The 21,139-nt window shown below is 39.4% G+C and carries 21 protein-coding genes; 20 read left to right on the top strand and 1 reads right to left on the bottom strand.

All coding sequences use genetic code 11. The features are described 5' to 3' along the window. Positions 1-3 precede the first annotated feature (3 nt). The 18 genes from spoIIIAF to spo0A all read left to right on the top strand — a co-directional run bounded on the left by spoIIIAF (position 4) and on the right by spo0A (position 17,610). Positions 4-630 carry a stage III sporulation protein AF gene (gene spoIIIAF, locus I5J82_RS10035; protein ID WP_198767746.1) on the top strand — a complete coding sequence of 209 codons (627 nt, stop codon included), beginning with the start codon at positions 4-6 and terminating at the stop codon, positions 628-630. After that, positions 627-1,268, top strand: coding sequence for a stage III sporulation protein AG (gene spoIIIAG / locus I5J82_RS10030; protein ID WP_198767745.1), 642 nt, complete (start codon positions 627-629; stop codon positions 1,266-1,268). Before spoIIIAF ends, spoIIIAG begins: the two co-directional genes overlap by 4 nt. A gap of 4 nt (positions 1,269-1,272) precedes the next feature. Next, positions 1,273-1,785: a SpoIIIAH-like family protein gene (locus tag I5J82_RS10025; protein ID WP_191753866.1), complete on the top strand. Its 513-nt coding sequence runs from the start codon at positions 1,273-1,275 to the stop codon at positions 1,783-1,785. A gap of 314 nt (positions 1,786-2,099) precedes the next feature. Then, positions 2,100-2,603, top strand: a complete 504-nt coding sequence (gene accB, locus I5J82_RS10020; protein WP_198767744.1) for an acetyl-CoA carboxylase biotin carboxyl carrier protein — start codon at positions 2,100-2,102, stop codon at positions 2,601-2,603. Between the two features lie 12 nt (positions 2,604-2,615). Next, a complete protein-coding gene (accC, locus tag I5J82_RS10015) occupies positions 2,616-3,974 on the top strand; it encodes an acetyl-CoA carboxylase biotin carboxylase subunit (RefSeq protein WP_198767743.1) in 1,359 nt (452 codons plus the stop codon). Between the two features lie 19 nt (positions 3,975-3,993). Next, positions 3,994-4,401 carry an Asp23/Gls24 family envelope stress response protein gene (locus tag I5J82_RS10010; protein WP_137788933.1) on the top strand — a complete coding sequence of 136 codons (408 nt, stop codon included), beginning with the start codon at positions 3,994-3,996 and terminating at the stop codon, positions 4,399-4,401. A gap of 446 nt (positions 4,402-4,847) precedes the next feature. Continuing rightward, positions 4,848-5,243, top strand: coding sequence for a transcription antitermination factor NusB (gene nusB, locus I5J82_RS10005; RefSeq protein WP_198767742.1), 396 nt, complete (start codon positions 4,848-4,850; stop codon positions 5,241-5,243). Positions 5,244-5,283: 40 nt separating this feature from the next. After that, positions 5,284-6,147, top strand: a complete 864-nt coding sequence (gene folD / locus I5J82_RS10000; protein WP_198767741.1) for a bifunctional methylenetetrahydrofolate dehydrogenase/methenyltetrahydrofolate cyclohydrolase FolD — start codon at positions 5,284-5,286, stop codon at positions 6,145-6,147. Continuing rightward, a complete protein-coding gene (gene xseA, locus I5J82_RS09995) occupies positions 6,147-7,508 on the top strand; it encodes an exodeoxyribonuclease VII large subunit (RefSeq protein ID WP_198767740.1) in 1,362 nt (453 codons plus the stop codon). Before folD ends, xseA begins: the two co-directional genes overlap by 1 nt. After that, positions 7,501-7,740 (top strand): exodeoxyribonuclease VII small subunit, encoded by a 240-nt coding sequence (locus I5J82_RS09990; protein WP_066396014.1) that lies wholly within the window; start codon positions 7,501-7,503, stop codon positions 7,738-7,740. Before xseA ends, I5J82_RS09990 begins: the two co-directional genes overlap by 8 nt. Continuing rightward, the gene (locus I5J82_RS09985; protein ID WP_233096454.1) at positions 7,737-8,618 is read left to right on the top strand and encodes a polyprenyl synthetase family protein; all 882 of its coding nucleotides are present in this window, start codon (positions 7,737-7,739) and stop codon (positions 8,616-8,618) included. The genes I5J82_RS09990 and I5J82_RS09985 overlap by 4 nt, the downstream gene beginning before the upstream one ends. A gap of 695 nt (positions 8,619-9,313) precedes the next feature. After that, positions 9,314-9,910 carry a hypothetical protein gene (locus tag I5J82_RS09980; protein ID WP_198767739.1) on the top strand — a complete coding sequence of 199 codons (597 nt, stop codon included), beginning with the start codon at positions 9,314-9,316 and terminating at the stop codon, positions 9,908-9,910. A gap of 20 nt (positions 9,911-9,930) precedes the next feature. Beyond that, a complete protein-coding gene (gene dxs / locus I5J82_RS09975) occupies positions 9,931-11,829 on the top strand; it encodes a 1-deoxy-D-xylulose-5-phosphate synthase (RefSeq protein WP_198767738.1) in 1,899 nt (632 codons plus the stop codon). Continuing rightward, the gene (locus tag I5J82_RS09970; protein WP_198767737.1) at positions 11,826-12,644 is read left to right on the top strand and encodes a TlyA family RNA methyltransferase; all 819 of its coding nucleotides are present in this window, start codon (positions 11,826-11,828) and stop codon (positions 12,642-12,644) included. The genes dxs and I5J82_RS09970 overlap by 4 nt, the downstream gene beginning before the upstream one ends. Before the next feature lie 105 nt (positions 12,645-12,749). Then, entirely contained in the window at positions 12,750-13,199 is a 450-nt protein-coding gene (ahrC, locus tag I5J82_RS09965; protein WP_198767736.1) for a transcriptional regulator AhrC/ArgR, read from the top strand. A gap of 24 nt (positions 13,200-13,223) precedes the next feature. Beyond that, positions 13,224-14,921 carry a DNA repair protein RecN gene (gene recN / locus I5J82_RS09960; protein WP_198767735.1) on the top strand — a complete coding sequence of 566 codons (1,698 nt, stop codon included), beginning with the start codon at positions 13,224-13,226 and terminating at the stop codon, positions 14,919-14,921. Positions 14,922-15,055: 134 nt separating this feature from the next. After that, entirely contained in the window at positions 15,056-16,342 is a 1,287-nt protein-coding gene (gene spoIVB, locus I5J82_RS09955; RefSeq protein WP_198767734.1) for a SpoIVB peptidase, read from the top strand. A 464-nt stretch (positions 16,343-16,806) separates the two neighbouring features. Then, on the top strand, positions 16,807-17,610 hold the full coding sequence (gene spo0A, locus I5J82_RS09950; protein ID WP_198767733.1) for a sporulation transcription factor Spo0A: 804 nt from the start codon (positions 16,807-16,809) through the stop codon (positions 17,608-17,610). A gap of 44 nt (positions 17,611-17,654) precedes the next feature. Here the strand turns inward: spo0A and I5J82_RS09945 are convergent, their stop codons facing one another. Next, positions 17,655-17,891 carry a DUF2627 domain-containing protein gene (locus I5J82_RS09945; RefSeq protein ID WP_144699175.1) on the bottom strand — a complete coding sequence of 79 codons (237 nt, stop codon included), beginning with the start codon at positions 17,889-17,891 and terminating at the stop codon, positions 17,655-17,657. A 509-nt stretch (positions 17,892-18,400) separates the two neighbouring features. Here I5J82_RS09945 and I5J82_RS09940 point away from each other — a divergent pair. Both I5J82_RS09940 and yqiS read left to right on the top strand, forming a co-directional pair. Next, positions 18,401-20,092 (top strand): sigma 54-interacting transcriptional regulator, encoded by a 1,692-nt coding sequence (locus I5J82_RS09940; RefSeq protein ID WP_233096609.1) that lies wholly within the window; start codon positions 18,401-18,403, stop codon positions 20,090-20,092. A 131-nt stretch (positions 20,093-20,223) separates the two neighbouring features. After that, positions 20,224-21,129, top strand: coding sequence for a phosphate butyryltransferase (yqiS, locus tag I5J82_RS09935; RefSeq protein ID WP_198767732.1), 906 nt, complete (start codon positions 20,224-20,226; stop codon positions 21,127-21,129). Positions 21,130-21,139: the final 10 nt, after the last annotated feature.

The raw sequence follows: 21,139 nt of genomic DNA, 5'->3' as shown, positions 1-21,139 counted from the left end.
GTCATGGCATTTTTAACGGAATGGATAACCAATATTATTATTCTTGTACTTTTAGCAGGAGTCATCGAGTTGTTGTTACCTGGTAATCAATTTCAAAATTATATCAAGATGGTTGTAGGTTTACTCATCCTACTCGCCATGCTCTCTCCACTGTTCAAACTAATTAATACAGATCTAGATCAAGTGTTTCTCGCAATGGATCTACCAGCACCTGCGAAAGAAGACGAAATAAAAAATTCAATAGAAGAGAATAAAAGTGAAATACAATCCGCTCAACGTGCATATATATTAGAGCAAATGGCTGTCCCAATGAAAAAACAAGTTCAAGAGGAGTTGAAACAGACTTATGAGTTAGAGATTGTCGATCTTCAAATTCAAACGGAAATCGGTAAAGAGCCGTTGGAGCCTGAAGATATAAGGGGTGCCAAAGTGGTACTAGCCAAATACCACGACCAAGCAGAAATCTCTGAAGTATCAGAAGTAGATGTCAGTGTTTCTGATCCTGAGAGAAAAGAATCGCTCGAACAACCGGTTTCTAACGAAGTCATCCAGTTTTTGACCAATCAGTGGCAGTTGGATGCAGACCAAGTTGATGTACATTTGGAAGGGGGAGAGGAGTTATCCCAATGAAACGTTCATTTTGGGAACAGATAAAAAAACGGCTGCAGCTGAGTGATAAAGCAGGGAATAAACAAAAGTACTTACTAGTCTTACTTCTATTGGGAATTTCTCTTATGTTTATTAGCAAAATGATAGACTCCCCTGCTCAAAAAAGTTCATTAAACGGACTGGTGCCAGAATCGAAGGTAAAATCGGAGGCGGTTTTTAAACAAGCGAAAGAAGTCACTGACAAGAATATCAAAACGTATGAAGATCGTTACTCGAATGAACTTAAAGATCTATTAGAACAGATGCAAGGAGTTGGCAAAGTTTCCGTTATGGTAGAACTTTCAACAACAGAGAAAAGAGAGTTTGTTACTGACGATAGCACACAGAGCCAGACTACATCGGAAAATGATAAAAACGGCGGTAAGAGAACGATAGAAGATCAAAAGATAGATGAAAAAGTAGTTATCATCTCAAATGATGGCAGAGAAGAGCCGATAACCGTTACTACAGAAAAACCAAAGATCAAAGGTGTGGCGATATTGGCACAAGGTGCAGAGAACATCCAGACAAAGTCTATGATTATAGAGCTCGTTAAAAAGGTTTTTGATATTGGTAGTGACCAGATTTTTGTAGGACCAAAAAATCCTGAGGGGGAATAAACAAATGTTATTGAAAAAACAAACCGTTTGGCTTCTGACTATGCTTAGCTTAATCATTGTGCTGTCTGTGTATTATATTACAGCACCTGGAGGAACGGATGATCTTGCTTATTTGGAGGCAGGAAAGAAGTCAGGTAAGGAAGCGACTGTGTCAGGTGTTGCGAACGACGATGTGTTTACTGCGCTTCGCCTTGAGCGAGATGAAGTTCGTGATGAGATGAGTGCTGATTATGTAGCTGTTGCAGGATCTGAGGACGCTTCTGCTGAGGTTCAAGCTGATGCGTGGGCTAAGATGACAGAGCTTCAGTCACTTACTATGCAAGAATCAACAGTAGAAACATTGATCAAATCGATGGGATTCAATGATGCTTTAGTAAGCACGATGAACAATGAGATCAAAGTAATTGTAAAAGCTGATAAACTATCGAAAAAAGAAGTGGTTGAGATCATGAATGTGGCAAACGAACACCTTGGTAGCGGCAAAACAGTAGCTGTTGAATACCATGCATCCAAATAGATAGACTTTAAAAAGTACGAAAGCCGGACATTCCGGCTTTTTTCTTTTTGTGATTTCATGATATATTGGATAGAAACTTAAAAGCGTCATTCAAGTTTGCATTTCTTTATGACGGGAAATGATAGAAAAAAGTGAAGAGTAATCGTAAACGCTTACAATGTATGACGTAATCGTGTACTATTAACTTGAACATGATTCTAATGTATCCACGAAAAGAGAAATGTGGTATATTACATGTGTTAAGACCTAGTCACAATAGAAGGTGCTAAATAAAAAATCTAACCTGGATAGGATTGTTAAAAGGAGTAGAGATCATGCTAAAAATACAAGAAATCCGTGAATTGATTAAACTTATTGACAAATCAAGTATCAACGAATTCAAATACGAAAATGATGGTTCTAAGATTGTTCTTAAAAAGGACAGTGGATCAGTTGTTTCTTATGGAGCAGAAGAAGTTGTTTCTCAGCCCGTAGTGACTCAAGCGCCCCCTGTAAAAGAACAGGCTCCAACAGCTGAAACGGTTAAGGAAAATACAGAAGTTAAACAAGAAACAAAACAGGCAGACGAAGATGCTAACTTACATAAAGTAGTTTCACCTATGGTAGGTACGTTCTATGCTGCTTCATCTCCAGATGTTGATGCATTTGTTAAGCCAGGAGATAAAGTTTCTAAGGATAGCATCGTTTGTATCATTGAGGCGATGAAATTATTCAATGAGATCGAATCGGAAGTAAATGGTGAAATCGTAAAAGTATTAGTTGAGAACGGACAATTAGTAGAATACGGACAACCTCTGTTCCTTGTGAAAGCAGAATAGGAGGGTATGTCTATGATTAAAAAGCTATTAGTAGCAAACCGTGGTGAGATTGCTGTAAGGATTATTCGCGCATGCAAAGAGCTTGGTGTTGAAACAGTAGCCGTTTATTCAGAAGCTGATAAAGATGCCTTGCATGTCCGTTTGGCAGATGAGGCTTATTGTATCGGGCCGACTGCTTCAAAAGATAGTTATCTAAACTTCACTAACATAATGAGCGTTGCGACACTAACTGGTTCTGAAGCCATTCATCCTGGATATGGATTCTTGGCAGAGAACGCTGACTTTGCAGAACTTTGCAGAGAGTGCAATGTAACGTTTGTCGGTCCAAGTGCTGAAGCGATAAACAAGATGGGTATTAAGGATGTTGCCAGAGCAACAATGGCAGAAGCCGGAGTTCCTATCGTACCGGGTTCTGACGGGATAATTAGGGACAAGGAAGAAGCCATTGAACTCAGCAATAAAATTGGGTATCCTGTAATTATTAAAGCAACAGCAGGCGGTGGGGGTAAAGGGATCCGCGTAGCTAAGAATGAAACGGAACTCTTAAAAGGCATTGCGATCACTCAGCAAGAAGCAGCAACTGCTTTTGGTAACCCAGGTGTGTATATAGAAAAATACATTGAAGATTTCCGACATGTTGAGATACAGGTGCTTGCAGATAACCATGGGAATGTAATCCACTTGGGAGAAAGAGATTGCAGTATCCAAAGACGACTTCAAAAGCTTTTAGAGGAGACACCATCTCCAGCTATCTCCCCATCTAAACGTCAAGAGATGGGTGATGCGGCAGTAAAAGCAGCAGAAGCCGTTCAATATTCTGGTGCTGGTACCGTTGAATTTATCTTTGATCATAATACAGGTGACTTCTATTTCATGGAGATGAATACTCGAATCCAAGTAGAACACCCTGTAACAGAGATGGTAACAGGGATTGACCTAATCAAGGAACAGATTAAAGTAGCTTCAGGTGAGAGATTGCGATACAAACAAGAAGATATTGAGTTTGATGGCTGGTCGATCGAATGCAGAATAAATGCAGAGAATCCGGAGAAAAACTTTATGCCATCTGCAGGGAAGATTGAGATGTATCTTCCACCAGGCGGTTTAGGTGTTCGAGTTGATTCTGCTGTTTATCCTGGCTATACGATTCCACCATTTTATGATTCTATGATCGCTAAAGTTATTACTTACGGAAATACTAGACAAGAAGCGATCGACCGTATGAAGCGAGCGCTAAGTGAGTTTGTTATTGAAGGAATTCATACGACCATTCCGTTCCACCTGCGTCTGTTAAACCATGAGACTTTTGTGAATGGTGACTTTAATACAAAGTTTTTAGAAAATCATGATTTAACTTCAAAAAGCGAATAAGTACGGAGGTGTTTAATTGATGAACGAACTATCATTTGAAATGGAAAGTTACTCATCAGAATTAGGAAAAGTTGAAATCTCACCTGAGGTCATCGAAGTTATTGCTAGTATTGCGGCTTCTGATGTTGAAGGTGTAGCTTCTATGAGAGGCAGCTTTGCAAGTGGTGTAGTTGAGCGACTTGGAAAGAAAACGCATGGCAAAGGCGTTAAAGTTGAACTCTCAGAAGCAGGTATTTCAATCGATGTATACGTATCAATGAAATATGGAGTTGCGATTCCAGATGTAGCTCAAAAAATTCAAGATTACATCAGACAAGCGCTTCTAGACATGACAGCACTAGAAGCAACGGATATCAACGTATTCGTAGTTGGTGTTCAATTTGATTCAAAAGAAAAACAGAATGAAGCACCAGAAGTAGATTATTAAAAAGATCAAAGGGTGAGTTCTACTTGCCCTTTGATCTTTTTTCTTGTTTTTTATTACGTTGTTCGTTGAAATTATAGTTGAGGCGGGGGTATAGGGTGGCAGAATAGTAATCGAATAGTGTCTACTCGCCGGTATTCGGGCAAAACTCGCCGGATTAAGTCCGAAAATTCTAGAATTATCTCGTGAATTTACTGAATTCACAGTCTGGATACCCCACCTCGTATAGAGTGAAAGTAATTTTGAGACTTAGAAACCAATAGCTTGCGAAGAGAACCGATAGTGAAAAGATAAAATACTTTTTCATTTATCAAGCAACCCTTAACAGAAAGTAAAAAAACTGAATGTTCGGAAGGGTTAGTAAGTCCATTGTTCGGATTGTAACGAGTCCTAACATTATGGTATTATGCTAGATAGAAATTGTTCGCAAATAGAAAGGAAGTCGGATTATGAAACGCAGACTTGCCAGAGAAAAGGCATTTCAATCGCTTTTTCAAATTGAAGTAAGTGACATCTCAGCTAGTGAAGCTATGGAGCATGTTTTAGAAGGAGAGCCATCAGACGAATTCTTAACAAAGATGGTTCATGGTACGGTTGAAAAGAAAGAAGAAATCGAGCGTTTTCTAACGCCTTATTTAGAAAAATGGAGCTTTTCAAGACTAGCAAACGTGGAACGTGTCGTTCTTCAGATGGCAGCTTACGAGTGGCTGTTCATGGAAGAGGTTCCAAAGAACGTAACTTTGAATGAAGCGATCGAAACAGCAAAAATCTTTGGCGGTGAAGAAGCAGGACGTTTCGTAAACGGTGTCCTAGGAAAAATAATCAAAGATATAAACAATAATTAATTAAATAATAAAACCAACTACTTTTGAGGGGGACTTTAGAATGGCTGTGTTAGACGGAAAACAAATTGCGAGAGAGATCAGAGAGAAACTTGCAAAAGAGATCCAAGACCTTAAACAAGAAGGAATTGTTCCGGGTTTAGCTGTTATTCTAGTAGGCGATCACCCAGCGTCTCGTTCATATGTATTAGCAAAAGAAAGAACGTGTAAAGAGCTCGGTATGCATTCGGTATTGACGGAGCTTCCTGAATCTATTTCTGAGAATGAATTGTTACAATACATTCAAGCGTTTAACAATGACGAACAAATTGATGGGATACTCGTACAACTTCCCCTTCCTTCACATATTAGTGAATCAAAAGTAATTGAGGCGATTCTGCCTGAAAAAGATGTAGACGGGTTTCATCCGATTAATATCGGACGAATGCATGCAGGAGACGAGCAAGCATTCATACCGTGTACCCCGCTTGGGATTTTAGAGATGGTTAAACAAACCGGTGAAGATATTTCAGGGAAACATGTTGTTGTTGTAGGCAGAAGCAACCTCGTTGGAAAGCCAGCCGGCCAGCTTTTCCTGCAAGAAAATGCAACGGTCACGTTTTGTCACTCAAGAACAAACAATCTTCGTGAACAAACATTACAAGCTGATATTTTAATTGCGGCGGTAGGAAAACCGAACCTTATTACAGAAGATATGGTAAAAGCAGGTGCTGTTGTCATTGATGTAGGTGTTAATCGTAAGGAGAATGGAAAGCTTTGTGGAGATGTGGACTATGAGGCTATTAAACCTAAAGCAAAACATATCACTCCTGTTCCAGGTGGCGTTGGCCCTATGACGATTACGATGTTGATGAACAATACGGTTCTTGCTTCGAAATGGAGAAAGAAGCTAAAGGAAGTACATTAATGCAAAACAACAATCGGTATGTTCCAATATCGGCTGTAACCCGGTATATTAAAAGGCTATTTGAAAATGACGGTAACTTACAAGATGTTTGGGTAAAAGGCGAGCTATCTAATGTTAAGCTCCATAGCAGAGGGCATTTGTATTTTACGTTGAAAGATGCAAACAGCAGAGTTTCTGCTGTTATGTTTGCAGGAAACAACAGATATTTAAACTTCAAACCTGAAGAAGGAATGAATGTATTAATTCAAGGCTCGGTCTCTGTTTATGAACCTCAAGGGCAATACCAACTCTATGTCAGAACGATGCAGCAAGACGGTGTTGGTAATTTGTTTCTAGCGTACGAAAATCTTAAGAATACGTTAGAACAACAAGGGCTTTTTGATCCTATACATAAAAAGCCGCTGCCCAAATTCCCTTCGACGATAGGCGTAATCACTTCACCAACAGGAGCTGCCATAAGGGATATTGTTACTACCATAAAGAGAAGGTTTCCTCTAGCTGCTGTCACGATCTATCCCGTACTCGTTCAAGGACCAGGCGCTGCTCCATCCATCGTTCGGGCAATTGAACGAGCGAATGCACTGAATGAATCAGATGTTTTGATCGTAGGACGTGGTGGAGGTTCGATAGAAGAGCTATGGGCGTTTAATGAGGAAAGTGTTGCAAGAGCGATTTTTCAATCCAATCTGCCGATTATTTCTGCTGTGGGTCATGAAACGGATTTTACGATTTCAGATTTTGTAGCTGATCTAAGAGCACCAACACCAACAGCTGCGGCTGAGATGGCAGTGCCTCATCTAGATGAACTAAAGGATCGATTATTCCAAAGAAATGTTCGTCTGAAAAGGGTGATGAATGAGTTTGTAGCGGGTCATCAACAGCATTTGTCCCGACTACAAAAATCTTACGCCTTTAAATACCCAACACAACTGATTAAGCAAAAAGAGCAAGAACTTGATAGGTGTATGGATCAATTAAAACGTACGGTTGGAAGCTTTGTTGATCAACATCAGAATCAACTTTCACAGATTAAACGTCAACTTTTACTGTTTTCACCTAGAGGTCAGCTTCAGAAGGCAAACGAAAGAGTCGTTTCTCTGCATAAGACATTGCTAAAAGAAACAAACCGTCACGTAAGGCAGCACCAGAAGGATTTTTCTAACAAGATTTCTAGGCTCTCTTCCCTTAATCCTCTGGCTGTAATGGATAGAGGATACAGCTTGACCTATAAACAAGGCAAAGACGAATTGGTTAAATCAGTATCACAGGTTAAAGCTGGGGATGCATTAACGATAAAGTTAAAAGATGGACAGATTGATTGTCACATCACTGGAACGGAGGCGTCTTTTACGAATGACTGAAAAAACAAGCAAACTTACATTTGAAGAAGCTATGATACAGCTAGAAGAAATCGTTGAAAAGCTTGAACAGGGAGATGTTCCTTTAGAAGAAAGTATTGATCTGTATCAACAAGGAATGAAGCTCTCAAAATTATGTCATACGAAATTACAGAACGTTGAGAAGAAGATGGATACGATTCTGCATGAAGACGGAAAAGAAGAACCATTCGCGATTCAGGAGGAAGATCATTGATAGCGTTTGAACAATATCTTCGAGATAAAAAAACATTGGTTGAAGAAAAGATGGTCGCTTATTTGGACAAGTTGGATGCTCCAGAAACATTAAAAAAATCGATGCTATATTCAATTTCTGCAGGTGGAAAGCGAATACGTCCAATCCTTGCCCTTGCAGTTATGGAATCTTTTGAAAAGAATACAGAAGAAATAGTAGATGTTGTTTGTTCGATTGAATTTGTTCACACTTATTCTCTGATCCATGATGATCTTCCTTCTATGGATAATGATGATTATAGAAGAGGCAAACTCACTAACCACAAAGTTTTTGGCGAGGCTCAAGCGATATTAGCAGGTGATGCTTTATTAACAGAGAGCTTTAGCTTGATTACGAACAACTCCTTTTTAACAGCTGTCCAAAAAGTTCAAATGATTGCAGTATTATCAAAAGCAGCAGGAGCAACAGGTATGGTCGGTGGTCAAGTAGAAGATATAGAGGGAGAAAACAGAAACCTCTCGTTAATGGAGTTAGAAAGCATTCATGAAAAAAAGACAGGTAAGATGCTTGAATGTTCAGTGATCATAGGTGGAATTGCAGCAGGAGCTTCTGATGAAGATCTTATGCACCTGACAAACTATGCACGGCATATCGGAATTGCTTTTCAGATTCAAGATGACATCCTTGATGTAACAGGGAATCAAGAAGAGATAGGTAAACCCGTTGGAAGTGATGAAGCCAACTTGAAAACCACATACCCTAAGATTCTTGGTCTTGATGGTGCAAAGAAAGAAATGGAAAATCACATACATATTTCTTTGGACCATTTAAACAAGATCAACGGAAATACAGGCATATTAGCGTCCATCGCTGACTACATTATAAAAAGAAACCATTAAGAGATTGTTGCAAAATTGGAAGTATGATATGATATTATTTGCTTTGGAGTGGTGCAGTATTCTAGTCAGCCCCCCATTCCTGAAGGCGGGCCTAAAAATCCGCCAAAGGGCACATCGATGAAGTTCCTTGTATTGGCTTGAGGCGCCCAGCCTTGGGTCATCGCTGGGAGTTAAGGTTGAAGGGCGATCCACAATGGCATGTGGGCGAGGACCCTTCTTCCGCGGAGGCCCCCATATTTGCGGTTTGTGTTCAAAAGACCTTACTGCGAAATGGGGTTTGAACCTGCTTAGCTTTTTTTCTTGTTCACAGGAAAAGAAGGCGAGCAGCGTAGCCTGCCTTGAGTGGAGCTTGAGGGGATTATGGTGTGAAAAGCCTGTATCGGTTGGCCGCTGATTATGAGCTTTATACCATATGAAATCTTCTCTGCAAAAGAGGCTAGGGAATGTGCGTGAGGCTGTTGAGGAAAACTCCTAGACTGTTCTGCCCTGACACCTATTAGGGATTATAGTGCGGACTAAGTGGTAATCTAGTCTAACGTTTGGCAACAGCGTTAAGAAGAGAGTAAAGGGAAACCGCGAATATGGCGACATTTCGTACTCTTCTGGGAAAACCTACTGGACCTAAGCCGCAGTCTTTACTTAATAAGGTGACCACTCCCTATTACATAAAGTGACCAAAAGGTGAGGAGTTATGCATGAAGCATTCCTTTACTAAAACACTCAAATGGAGTACAAGCATTGCCGTTATCACTCTTGTGTTAGCGGCTATTTTTACAGTTGTATCCTCTTTTTTGTTAAATGGAGTTTCGTGGGCTATCGGGATGGGAATCGTCTTTCTAATCGTATTAACCGGGGTTCTGTTTGACATAGTGGGGGTAGCATCAACAGCTGCGAATGAAGTTCCGTTTCATGCGATGGCTTCTGAGAAGGTTCCTGGAGCAAGACATGCTATAATCATTACAAGAAACGCAGATCGTGTAGCGAATTTTTGTAACGATGTTATCGGTGATATCTCTGGAATCGTTAGCGGAACAGCATCTGCTGCAGTTGTTGTAGAACTTACACTCTCTATGGGGAATAGTTCTGGATCAAACTCCGAGTATTTGATCTCGATCGTCTTCACTAGTGTAGTTGCTGCACTTACTGTAGGAGGCAAAGCGTTAGGAAAATCATATGCGATCAACCACTCAACCTTTATTATTTTTCAGGTTGGGCGTTTATTATATTTTTTAGAGGAAAAATTAAGAATTAAACTGCTATCGCCTGCTAAAAGAGAGAAGAAAAGGCGTTAATGGAAAGAGAGGCATATTCCATGAACCTGGAAGAAATTCAAGATCCTCAGTTTTTGAAAACGTATGAAACTGAACAATTAAATAAATTAGCTGCCGAAATTCGTTCTTTTCTAATTGAAAAACTTTCAGTTAGAGGAGGCCACCTAGGTCCTAATCTTGGCGTTGTAGAATTAACGCTTGCCATGCACAAAGTCTTTGACAGTCCGAAAGACAAATTTATTTGGGATGTAGGTCATCAAGCTTATGTGCACAAGATCCTAACGGGAAGAGCGTCTCAGTTTGATACACTTCGTCAGTATAAAGGTCTCTGTGGTTTTCCTAAAAGGATTGAAAGCGAACATGATGTTTGGGAAACAGGGCACAGTTCTACATCACTTTCTGCAGCTATGGGTATGGCTATCGCCAGAGATCTTAAGAAAACGGATGATAAAGTTCTTGCGGTCATTGGTGATGGTGCTTTAACAGGCGGTATGGCTTTAGAAGCGCTGAACCATATCGGTCATGAAAAGAAAGACTTAATCGTTGTACTTAACGACAACGAGATGTCTATCGCACCAAATGTAGGGGCTCTTCACAACGTTTTAGGACGCATGAGAACAGCTAGAAAATACAATAAAGCAAAAGATGAGCTTGAATCACTAATCCGTAAGATACCTGCGTTTGGCGGGAAATTGGCTGCAACGGCCGAACGTGTAAAGGATAGCTTGAAGTATTTGTTAGTATCTGGCATGTTTTTTGAGGAATTGGGCTACACCTATTTAGGACCAGTTGATGGTCATGATGTAGACGACCTGATCGAAAATCTAACATATGCGAAAAAGACGAAAGGTCCTGTAATCATTCATGTTCTTACGAAAAAAGGAAAAGGATATGAACCCGCTGAGAGTGATAAGAAAGACAGCTGGCATGGTGTAGGTCCTTATAAGATTGAATCAGGTGAGCAAATCAAACCGCAGCAAGTAGGACCTTCTTACAGCGGAGTTGTCAGTAAAACACTCGAGACTCTTTCACATAAAGATGATCGTATTGCTGTCATAACGCCTGCCATGACCATTGGCTCTAAGCTAACGGATTACGGCAAAGCGTTTCCTGATCGCTTGTTTGACGTTGGTATTGCTGAACAGCATGCAACAACGATGGCAGCTGGGCTTGCGACGCAGAATATGAAACCGGTCCTATCGATCTATTCTACGTTTTTGCAGCGAGGTTACGACCAAGTTGTTCATGATGTAGCGAGACAGAATTTGAATGTCGTTTTCACAATAGACAGATCTGGTCTTGTTGGTGCTGATGGAGAAACGCACCAAGGTGTATTTGATATTGCTTTCTTGCGTCATATCCCAAATATGGTATTGATGATGGGGAAAGATGAAAATGAGCTTCAGCATATGGTTTACTCTGCTCTTAACTACGAAGATGGTCCGATTGCGATCAGATTCCCAAGAGGTAACGGTTCAGGAGTACCGATGGATGAAGAGTTCGAGAATATCCCAATTGGTTCATGGGAAGTGCTTAAAGAGGGAGACGACGTTGCGATTCTTACGTTCGGAACGACGATTCCAATGGCACTTGAAGCGTGGGAAATCCTTGCGAAATCAGGTGTCTCTGCACGTGTGATCAACGCTCGTTTTATTAAACCGCTTGACTCAAAAATGCTAAAAGAGCTTTATGCGGAAAATATGCCTATATTAACTCTTGAAGAAGCAGTTCTTCAAGGCGGTTTTGGAAGTGCGGTATTAGAGCATGCAGCAGATCACCAGGCTAATGTGATCATCGATCGCATGGGAATACCAGATTGCTTTATCGAGCATGGAAGTGTAACAAAACTATTAGAAGAGATCGGAATTACAACACCTGATCTCGTTGAGCGTGTGAAAGCACTTGTTAAAAGAAAGGCAGAAAAGGGTCTTCTTACATGAAAAAAGAACGTGTAGATGTACTGCTTGTCAATCGAGGACTTTGTGAAACACGAGAAAAAGCCAAACGATCTGTTATGGCAGGTCTTGTGTATTCAGGAACGAACCGGATGGATAAGCCAGGAGAAAAGATAGAACAAGATGCGCCTCTCCAGGTTAAAGGAGATGTCATTCCTTATGTAGGAAGAGGCGGATTGAAGCTTGAAAAAGCACTTCAGATTTTCGATTTTGATGTTAAAGAAAAGATTGGGATGGATATTGGAGCTTCAACAGGCGGTTTTACAGATTGTGCACTTCAAAATGGCGCATCTTATATTTATGCGATCGATGTTGGCTACAATCAACTAGCCTGGAAGCTAAGAAATGACTCTAGAGTAGCGGTGATGGAAAGAACAAACTTTAGGTATGTAACCCCTGATCAGCTACAACAGGGCATTCCTCACTTTGCCACAATTGACGTTTCATTTATTTCTCTACGAATTATACTTCCTGTGCTGACTCAGCTTATGCCAACTGGCGATGTGATCGCTTTGATCAAGCCTCAGTTTGAAGCAGGACGTGAAGAAGTCGGGAAGAAGGGAATTGTTAGAGATCCAAAAGTTCATAAACGCGTGATCGAAGAGATTACAGATTTTGCCCGTAAAACAGGGATTAATCCTGTTGCATTGTCTTTTTCACCTATTACTGGTGGGGATGGCAACATAGAGTTTTTAATGCATGGAAAAGTGAATAATGAGGACTTTCAAACCATAACTTCAGAGAATATTGAAGAAGTTGTTAAGTCAGCTCATGAAACATTAAAGAAAGAGCGGGAATAAATTCCTCGCTCTTTTTATTATTCTATTAATGAAAAATTTACATCCTATGCACAATAGTATAAGATAAAGGCAGAATGTGACAGTGTAAATTGAGGTGGATCACGAGTGAATAAAGGACAACGACATATTAAAATACGTGAAATGATTAGCAATCATGATATTGAAACGCAAGACGACTTAGTGGAACTGCTCAAGAATGCCAACTTTAATGTAACCCAAGCAACAGTTTCCCGTGATATTAAAGAACTGCATCTTGTGAAAGTACCGATGAACGATGGTCGCTATAAATACAGTCTTCCGGCTGACCAAAGATTCAACCCACTGCAAAAATTAAAAAGAACGCTGACTGACAGCTTTATTAGTATTGATTATGCAGATCATCTGATCATTATGAAGACACTTCCTGGTAATGCAAATGCCATTGGAGCGTTAATCGATAAGCTAGATTGGGAAGATTTAATGGGAACGATCTGTGGCGATGATACAATTTTGATTATTTGTCGTTCTAAAGAAGTTAGTGCAGATGTTTCGCAGCGCTTTTTAGATATGCTGTAATTTTTAAAATAAGGTGTGATGTAATTGCTGGCAGAATTAAGTATTCGTAATTTTGCTATTATTGATTCTTTGAGTGTTTCTTTTACAAAAGGGTTAACCGTATTAACAGGTGAAACAGGGGCAGGAAAGTCCATCATCATTGATGCGATCGGACTTTTGATCGGCGGCCGCGGTTCTACGGAATTTGTGCGCTATGGTACTCAAAAGGCAGAGATCGAAGGTTTGTTTCATATTCATCCAGGTCATCGTGTTTATTATAAATGTGAGGAATTTGGTATTGCGATTTCGGATGAAGATGAGATGGTCGTGCTCAAAAGGGATATTACAGAGAATGGAAAAAGCATTTGCAGAGTAAATGGAAAGCTTGTTACGCTGTCTGTTCTTAAAGAGATCGGACAGGCATTAGTAGATATTCATGGTCAGCATGAAACGCAATACTTAATGCAGCCTGATAAGCATCTTTTTTTACTCGATAGTTTTGGTGATAAGGATTTTAAAAAAGAGTTGATCGCGTATGAATCAACATTCAAGGACTATAAAGAAATCAATAAGCAGCTTTCTGAGCTATCTAGAAACGAACAAGAGATTGCACAAAGAATAGACCTCCTTGAATATCAGTATCAAGAATTAGCTGGTAGCAATCTCATTCCTGATGAAGATGTTAAGCTTGAAGAAGAAAAACGAATGCTTTCAAATTTTGAAAGAATTCATGGCTCTCTTCAGGATGCCTATCATAACCTTTATGGTGAAGGAAAAGCACTTGAGTTAGTCTCTAGTGCGCTAGCTGATTTCTCGCAAGTCGCAGCACTTGATGAATCATTAAAAGCTGATGAAGAGCAATTTGGCAACAGTTTTTATGTATTAGAAGAGCTTACATATAAGATTCGGGATATGTTTGATTCATTAGAATACAATCCGGAAAGGCTTAACAGCATCGAGTCCCGTCTTGATGAATTGAGTAAGCTTAAACGCAAGTATGGAACTTCAGTTAAAGAAATGATCGATTATAGTGAAAAAATCAAAAAAGAATTAGAACTTATTCAAAATAAAGATAATCATATTGAAGAGCTCAAAAAGAAGCAGGATAAGCTTATTGCAAAACTTGAGACCTCAGGAAAAAGACTGACTAAAAAGAGAGCAGAGACCGCAAAAGTCTTAAAAAATAACATACAGCAGCAGCTAAAAGAACTTTATATGGAAAAAACCAAGTTCGAAGTCGTGATGAAGAGAACGGAGGATAATCAGTTTTTGAGAACGGGACTTGATTCTGTAGAGTTTTATATCTCTCCGAATCCTGGGGAACCACTTAAACCGTTATCCAAAGTCGCATCAGGTGGTGAGCTTTCAAGAATCATATTAGCGCTAAAAACCATTTTCTCTGAAAATCAAGGTATCACCGCTATTATTTTCGATGAAGTGGATACGGGCGTTTCTGGCCGTGTCGCTCAAGCAATTGCGGAAAAGATCTACAGAGTTTCAGTCGGCTCACAAGTGCTTTGTATTTCTCACCTTCCACAAGTTGCTGCAATGTCTGATACGCATCTTCATATTTCAAAGGATACACTGCAAGGAAGAACGGTTACAAAGGTTCTTACCTTAAAAACAGATGAAAAAGTAAATGAAATAGGAAGAATGATCTCAGGGGTTGAGATAACAGACCTTACAAGGCAGCATGCTCAGGAATTATTAGAGCTTGCAGCGTCCATCAAAAAGACATCATAAACTTTATGCATGAAAAAGCTATCCATTTAAGGAATAGCTTTTTCTTTTTTCTTGGTTATAAACTCATGGTCCGTAGGCTAAATTAAAGGTACAGCCATGGTGAGGGTGTGAGCTAGGAGCGAGGAGAGTGTATGATGTATAAGGATTTACTTCGGCGAATGATCGGCGTTATTCTCCTTGGAAGTTTAGTGGGGATCGGTTTTTTGTCTCCTGTGCGTGAATATGTAGCACTGCCTGAATCGATTACCTTTTTTGAAGGACAGCATGTCATGCAAGCCCTTCCTGTTGGAACAAGCATAAAACAGGAAGAAACAAATATTTATACGACTGCAATGGAAAGCGAACATAAAGTTTCGATACAAGCCAAAACAAACGGTGATAGCATGGCAACTCTCGAAGCAGCAAGTTTTCCCATAAAAAAGATGAATGTAAAAGTTTTATCTGATCTAAAGGTTGTACCTGGTGGACAATCAATAGGAGTTAAATTAAATACTCTAGGGGTACTGATTGTTGGGCATCACCTTGTAAATACAACAACAGGAAAACAATCTCCAGGTGAAATTGCCGATATACAAGTAGGAGATATTATTACCAAAATTAACGGAAAAAATATTAAAAAAATGGGAGATGTAAGCCCATTTGTTAAACAATCTGGTGAAACTCGAAATCCTTTAGACGTAACGATTATTCGAGATGGTAAAACGTTTCATAAAACACTTACTCCTCTGCAGGATAAGAATGATCAGTCTTATCGCATAGGACTATATATTCGTGATTCAGCAGCGGGTGTAGGAACACTTACCTTTTTTGATCCAGCGTCCTATAAATATGGTGCACTCGGCCATGTGATTTCAGATATGGATACCAAAAAGCCTATTAAGGTAAATAACGGGGAAATCCTAGGATCTACCGTTACTTCCATTGAAAAAGGTTCAAACGGTCATCCTGGAGAAAAGTTAGCGCGCTTTTCCAATGACCAAAGAGTTTTAGGGGACATTTCAAAGAACAGTCCATTTGGCATTTTTGGAAAATTAAACGATAAATTATCGAATGGGGACTGGAACAAACCGTTGCCAATCGCCCTGTCTCATCAAGTTAAAGAGGGTCCAGCAAAGATTTTGACTGTCGTTAACGGATCAAAGGTTCGAGAATTTGACGTTGATGTTGTGAGCTCCGTTCCGCAGAAATTCCCTGCCACTAAAGGAATGGTCATTAAGATTACAGATCCTGAACTTTTAAAAATTACCGGTGGAATCGTACAAGGAATGAGCGGCAGCCCAATCATTCAGAATGGAAGAATTATTGGAGCCGTTACCCATGTGTTTGTAAATGACCCAACATCAGGTTACGGCGTTCATATCGAGTGGATGCTTGATGAAGCCGGTGTAGATATTTATAAAGATGCAAAACAGGCGAGTTAACTCGAAAAACCGGTTGAATCTCACCGGTTTTTCTTGTTATCTTATCAACTTATCACTGAAATAAAAAATAGCTAAAGAGTCATTCTTCTTTTAAGTGTATGAACATCTCAACTCTCAAAATGAGTTGAGATGTTCTTTTTTTTTGAGTTTATAGTGGGAACGTCCAAAGTGGTTCGTTCAGCTACGACGAGCAAAAGAGGTCTTCTGCTATGATTTAATTTTAGATAATTTAGACAATCCTATGAAAATTTTGTATAATGAGGGATATAAAGAAAATTCGACAAAACTGCTTTTGGAAATACAATAACTGTCGAAATTCAAAGTAAATTGAAGGAAATGGCTCTATCTGCTACAAAAACAAAATAATTTTAAAAAATTTAAAACAAAATAAAGGGATTTAAGATTTATTGTTGAAATGTTACATTGGGAAAAACAAGAAATTGTTGGATGGGGAGGAAATAATGGTGCAAAAAATTAAAGTTTGTCTAGCTGATGATAACCGTGAACTGATTAGTCTTCTGAGGGAGTATCTTTCAAGTCAAGATGATATGGAGGTAATTGGGGTAGCTTACAACGGTCAAGAATGTTTATCCGTTTTAGAGAATAAAGATCCTGATGTACTAGTTCTTGATATTATCATGCCTCATTTAGATGGATTAGCAGTGCTTGAAAAGATTAGATCTAGCGATGATCTGCCTCAGCCGAATGTTATCATGTTAACGGCGTTTGGTCAGGAAGATGTTACGAAAAAAGCCGTAGACTTAGGTGCATCATACTTTATTTTAAAGCCATTCGATATGGACAACCTAGCGAGTCAGATCCGTCAGATCTGTGGAGCAGAAAAATCAACTGTACAGCGTGCGTCCGGAAATAATCGAAACAACTTCCAATCTACAATTAACAATAAACCACGCAATCTGGATGCGAGTATCACAAGTATCATTCATGAGATCGGCGTTCCTGCTCATATTAAAGGATATATGTACTTAAGAGAAGCGATCTCTATGGTATACAATGATATTGAACTATTAGGATCGATCACAAAAGTTCTTTATCCAGATATCGCAAAAAAATTCAATACAACATCTAGCCGTGTTGAACGTGCTATACGTCATGCGATTGAAGTTGCATGGAGCCGTGGAAACATCGACAGCATCTCATCCCTATTCGGCTATACCGTATCAATGTCAAAAGCAAAGCCTACAAATTCAGAGTTCATCGCGATGGTCGCGGATAAGCTTCGAATCGAACATAGGGTAATGGCATAATTACTTACTTATAAAAATAACCATCTCTCAAAATTGAGAGATGGTTATTTTTTTCTGTATTTTAACTGAACTTTATTTCTTTTACGGTCTCTGTAAAAGATGAATCCACCTACAAAAGCTAAGCCTGCTAAGAAGCTTAACAACCCAGCGATAAATTGTAGCCATAAGAATGGAAACGGAAACTGCAAAACTCCAAATAACGTGTCTCTCATCCATTTGATGCCCATCACGGCCATGATTCCAGGGATTAATACGATTACCAATGCTGCATATCTGCTCATGAAGAATACACTCCTCTACTTGTCTTATTGTACATAAAGTTAAAATTATTGTCGATGTAAAATAAGTTTGCAAACCCTTTCATAGTGAGCTATGATAAACTTATGAAAAATATTGCACGTTATAATTAAAGGTGGGCTAATTGTTGCAAAGGATCGCATTGCTGGTAGTGCAAGAAGAATTAGAATTAATTCAACAGATCAATCAATCCGAACTTTTTGAACTTGCGGCTCTTTTGGAAGGACCTCTTCAATCGTTGCCGGCCATATTGGATAACATCCCGGTATATACATATTCTTCGGCACCAAATGAAGAGGTGGACGTTATTGTTTATTCGGATTCTCTTAAAGAAAACGCAGATTGGGTATATGAGAATAAGTACCCAACGTCAGGGAAATTGACTACTTCTCAATTTCGATTTCTGTTATCAATTCCTAACGAAACAAAAAATAAAAAAGAAATCGGGCATCTGCAGCAGCTCAAAACGATATTAGACAATACACACGACGGCATGATCGTTATTGATCAAGATTTAACAATTACTATATTTAACAAGAGTGCTGAAAAAATGACAGGTTTGTCTAAAGAGCAAGCTGTAGGAAAATCTATTCTTGAAGTAATGCCTAACAGCCAGCTTCCAAGAGTTATGGATTCAGGCATAGAAGAAGTGAACCAAGAACAAATTTTAGCTAATGGTACGAAAATCTATACAACGAGAACACCTATTTTAAATCACGAAGGTCGAAAGCTTGGTGCTTTTGCCGTCTTTAAAGATATTACAGAAATCGTAGACTTGGCAGAAGAAGTAACGAATTTAAAAAGCATACAAACGATGTTAAGAGCTATCATCCAATCTTCCGAAGAAGCCATATCTGTTGTGGATGAAGAAGGAAAAGGCATTATGATCAATCCTGCTTACACGAAGCTCACAGGTTACACAGCAGAGCAAGTAATTGGGAAACCTGCAACAACTGATATTTCTGAAGGTGAAAGTATTCATATGCAGGTTCTTAAAACACGCAAGCCTGTACGGGGTGCTCGTTTAAGAGTTGGACCGAACCGGAAAGATGTAATCGTTAACGTTGCACCTGTAATCGTGGATGGTTTATTAAAAGGCAGTGTAGGTGTTATACACGATGTTTCAGAGATAAAAGGACTTACAGAAGAACTAAATCGGGCAAGACAGATCATTCGTACTCTTGAAGCGAAATATTCGTTTGAAGATATTATTGGTTCGTCCGAAGAAATGAGTTTTGCAATTGATCAGGCTAAGCTTGCAGCTTCTACTCCAGCAACCGTTCTCCTTCGTGGTGAATCAGGAACGGGAAAAGAGCTTTTTGCTCATGCCATACATAATGCGAGCAGCAGGAAGTTTAACAAGTTTATACGTGTCAACTGTGCAGCCCTGTCTGAATCGTTACTAGAGAGCGAACTGTTTGGTTACGAAGAAGGTGCTTTTTCCGGTGCGTTAAGAGGCGGGAAAAGAGGACTATTCGAAGAATCGAATGGTGGAAGTATCTTTTTAGATGAAGTGGGAGAGTTGTCGCAGAACACACAAGCTAAACTTTTGCGCGTGCTGCAAGAGAATGAAATCAGACGTGTTGGTGGGACTAAAGCGATTCCGATCAATGTACGTGTTATTGCTGCAACTAATGTCAATCTTGAAAAAATGATTGCAGATGGCACGTTCAGGCAGGATTTGTACTACAGACTGAACAGGATGCCGATTTATATTCCACCATTAAGAGCAAGAAACAATGATATTTTGCTTTTAGCTTATCACCTTCTGCAGAAGTTAAATCAAGACTATGGAAGAAACATTGATTTTATTAGCAAGGATGCTGAAGAGTTTTTATTAGCGTATCATTGGCCGGGAAATGTTAGAGAGCTTGAAAATGTATTAGGAAGAGCGATCATTCACATGAGTCATACTGATTCGCAGATCAATCGGAGTCATATTTCGTTGTTATCTTTAGAGCCATCAAATAAAGAGGACCTCCAACTGCAAGCTATGACCGATACAACCGATGATGCGAAGACTTTAGCCGAACAAATCGATGCGTTTGAAAAACGTATTTTAACAGAAGCTATAGAGAGGTTTCGTGGCAACAAAACGAAAACAGCAAAATCGCTAGGTATCTCTCTTAGAAATTTTTACTATAAATTAGAAAAATACAATCTTGATGAAAAATTGCGCAAATAATTTCATGCAAATTATTGCAAGGTATATGCATTTTATTGCATAGTTAAATCAGGAAATCTACTTTTTAAACACATTTAGTAGTTGGCATGAAAATTGCATAGTTAATAAAGCGGTTAACAAGGGGGGATAGCATGCGTTTACAAAACTTGGTGAGCCAAGCCAAAAATCAACAAGAGAAACCAGTCATCGCAGTGGCAGAAGCTGGGGATCAGGAGGTTTTGGAAAGCATACTGAAATCATATAAAGAGGGGCTCGCCCATTTTATTCTATTTGGAAACGGTGACAAAATTTCTGATTGGTTAAACAGAAATGCAGATGTTCCGTTGGATGGAATAAAAGTTGTACCTACCGATACAGCTTCGGCTGCGTTAAAGGCGGTAAAAGCTGTTCATGATGGAGACGCTGATATTTTGATGAAAGGGCTTATCTCAACTTCTGCTCTTTTAAAAGCAGTCCTAAATAAAGAATTTGGTCTCCGTACAGGCAAAGTGTTATCACATGTTGCTGCATTTGAAGTAGAAGGATTTCAAAAATTGATTTTTATTACAGATGCTGCCATGAACATAGAGCCTGACCTTAATCAAAAAGTACAGATCCTACAAAATGCTATCGATTTTGCCGTTCGAACCGGGGTGGAAGTTCCAAAAGCCGCTGTACTTGCAGCTGTAGAGAACGTTAATCCTGCTATGCAAGCCACATTGGATGCAGCGAGTCTAACGGTTATGAACCTTAGAGATCAAATTAAGGGCGGCATAGTCGAAGGTCCATTAGCTTTAGATAATGCAATTTCGAAGGAAGCTGCCGCTCACAAAGGAATTACAGGGAGTGTAGCTGGGGATGCAGACATCCTTCTTGTTCCTAATATAGAAACAGGAAATGTTTTGTATAAATCGCTGATCTATTTTGCTCGTGCAAAAGTTGGAGCTGTAATCTGTGGTGCTAAAGCGCCAATCGTTCTAACGTCCAGAGCTGATTCAGCAGAAAGTAAATATTATTCTATCGCTTTAGCTGTAAACTCAGTCATCACTGACAATTAAACCTTAGGAG

Origin of the sequence: Fictibacillus halophilus (genome assembly GCF_016401385.1) — a bacterium.
GTDB classification, from domain to species: Bacteria; Bacillota; Bacilli; order Bacillales; family Fictibacillaceae; genus Fictibacillus; species Fictibacillus halophilus.
This window is presented reverse-complemented; position numbering and strand designations above follow the sequence as displayed.

Coding starts and splice junctions, on each gene's coding strand:
- spoIIIAF (WP_198767746.1), top strand. CDS start 4: ATGGCATTTTTAACGGAATGGATAACCAATATTATTATTCTTGTACTT.
- spoIIIAG (WP_198767745.1), top strand. CDS start 627: ATGAAACGTTCATTTTGGGAACAGATAAAAAAACGGCTGCAGCTGAGT.
- I5J82_RS10025 (WP_191753866.1), top strand. CDS start 1,273: ATGTTATTGAAAAAACAAACCGTTTGGCTTCTGACTATGCTTAGCTTA.
- accB (WP_198767744.1), top strand. CDS start 2,100: ATGCTAAAAATACAAGAAATCCGTGAATTGATTAAACTTATTGACAAA.
- accC (WP_198767743.1), top strand. CDS start 2,616: ATGATTAAAAAGCTATTAGTAGCAAACCGTGGTGAGATTGCTGTAAGG.
- I5J82_RS10010 (WP_137788933.1), top strand. CDS start 3,994: ATGAACGAACTATCATTTGAAATGGAAAGTTACTCATCAGAATTAGGA.
- nusB (WP_198767742.1), top strand. CDS start 4,848: ATGAAACGCAGACTTGCCAGAGAAAAGGCATTTCAATCGCTTTTTCAA.
- folD (WP_198767741.1), top strand. CDS start 5,284: ATGGCTGTGTTAGACGGAAAACAAATTGCGAGAGAGATCAGAGAGAAA.
- xseA (WP_198767740.1), top strand. CDS start 6,147: ATGCAAAACAACAATCGGTATGTTCCAATATCGGCTGTAACCCGGTAT.
- I5J82_RS09990 (WP_066396014.1), top strand. CDS start 7,501: ATGACTGAAAAAACAAGCAAACTTACATTTGAAGAAGCTATGATACAG.
- I5J82_RS09980 (WP_198767739.1), top strand. CDS start 9,314: ATGAAGCATTCCTTTACTAAAACACTCAAATGGAGTACAAGCATTGCC.
- dxs (WP_198767738.1), top strand. CDS start 9,931: ATGAACCTGGAAGAAATTCAAGATCCTCAGTTTTTGAAAACGTATGAA.
- I5J82_RS09970 (WP_198767737.1), top strand. CDS start 11,826: ATGAAAAAAGAACGTGTAGATGTACTGCTTGTCAATCGAGGACTTTGT.
- spoIVB (WP_198767734.1), top strand. CDS start 15,056: ATGTATAAGGATTTACTTCGGCGAATGATCGGCGTTATTCTCCTTGGA.
- I5J82_RS09945 (WP_144699175.1), bottom strand. CDS start 17,891: ATGAGCAGATATGCAGCATTGGTAATCGTATTAATCCCTGGAATCATG.
- I5J82_RS09940 (WP_233096609.1), top strand. CDS start 18,401: ATGATCGTTATTGATCAAGATTTAACAATTACTATATTTAACAAGAGT.
- yqiS (WP_198767732.1), top strand. CDS start 20,224: ATGCGTTTACAAAACTTGGTGAGCCAAGCCAAAAATCAACAAGAGAAA.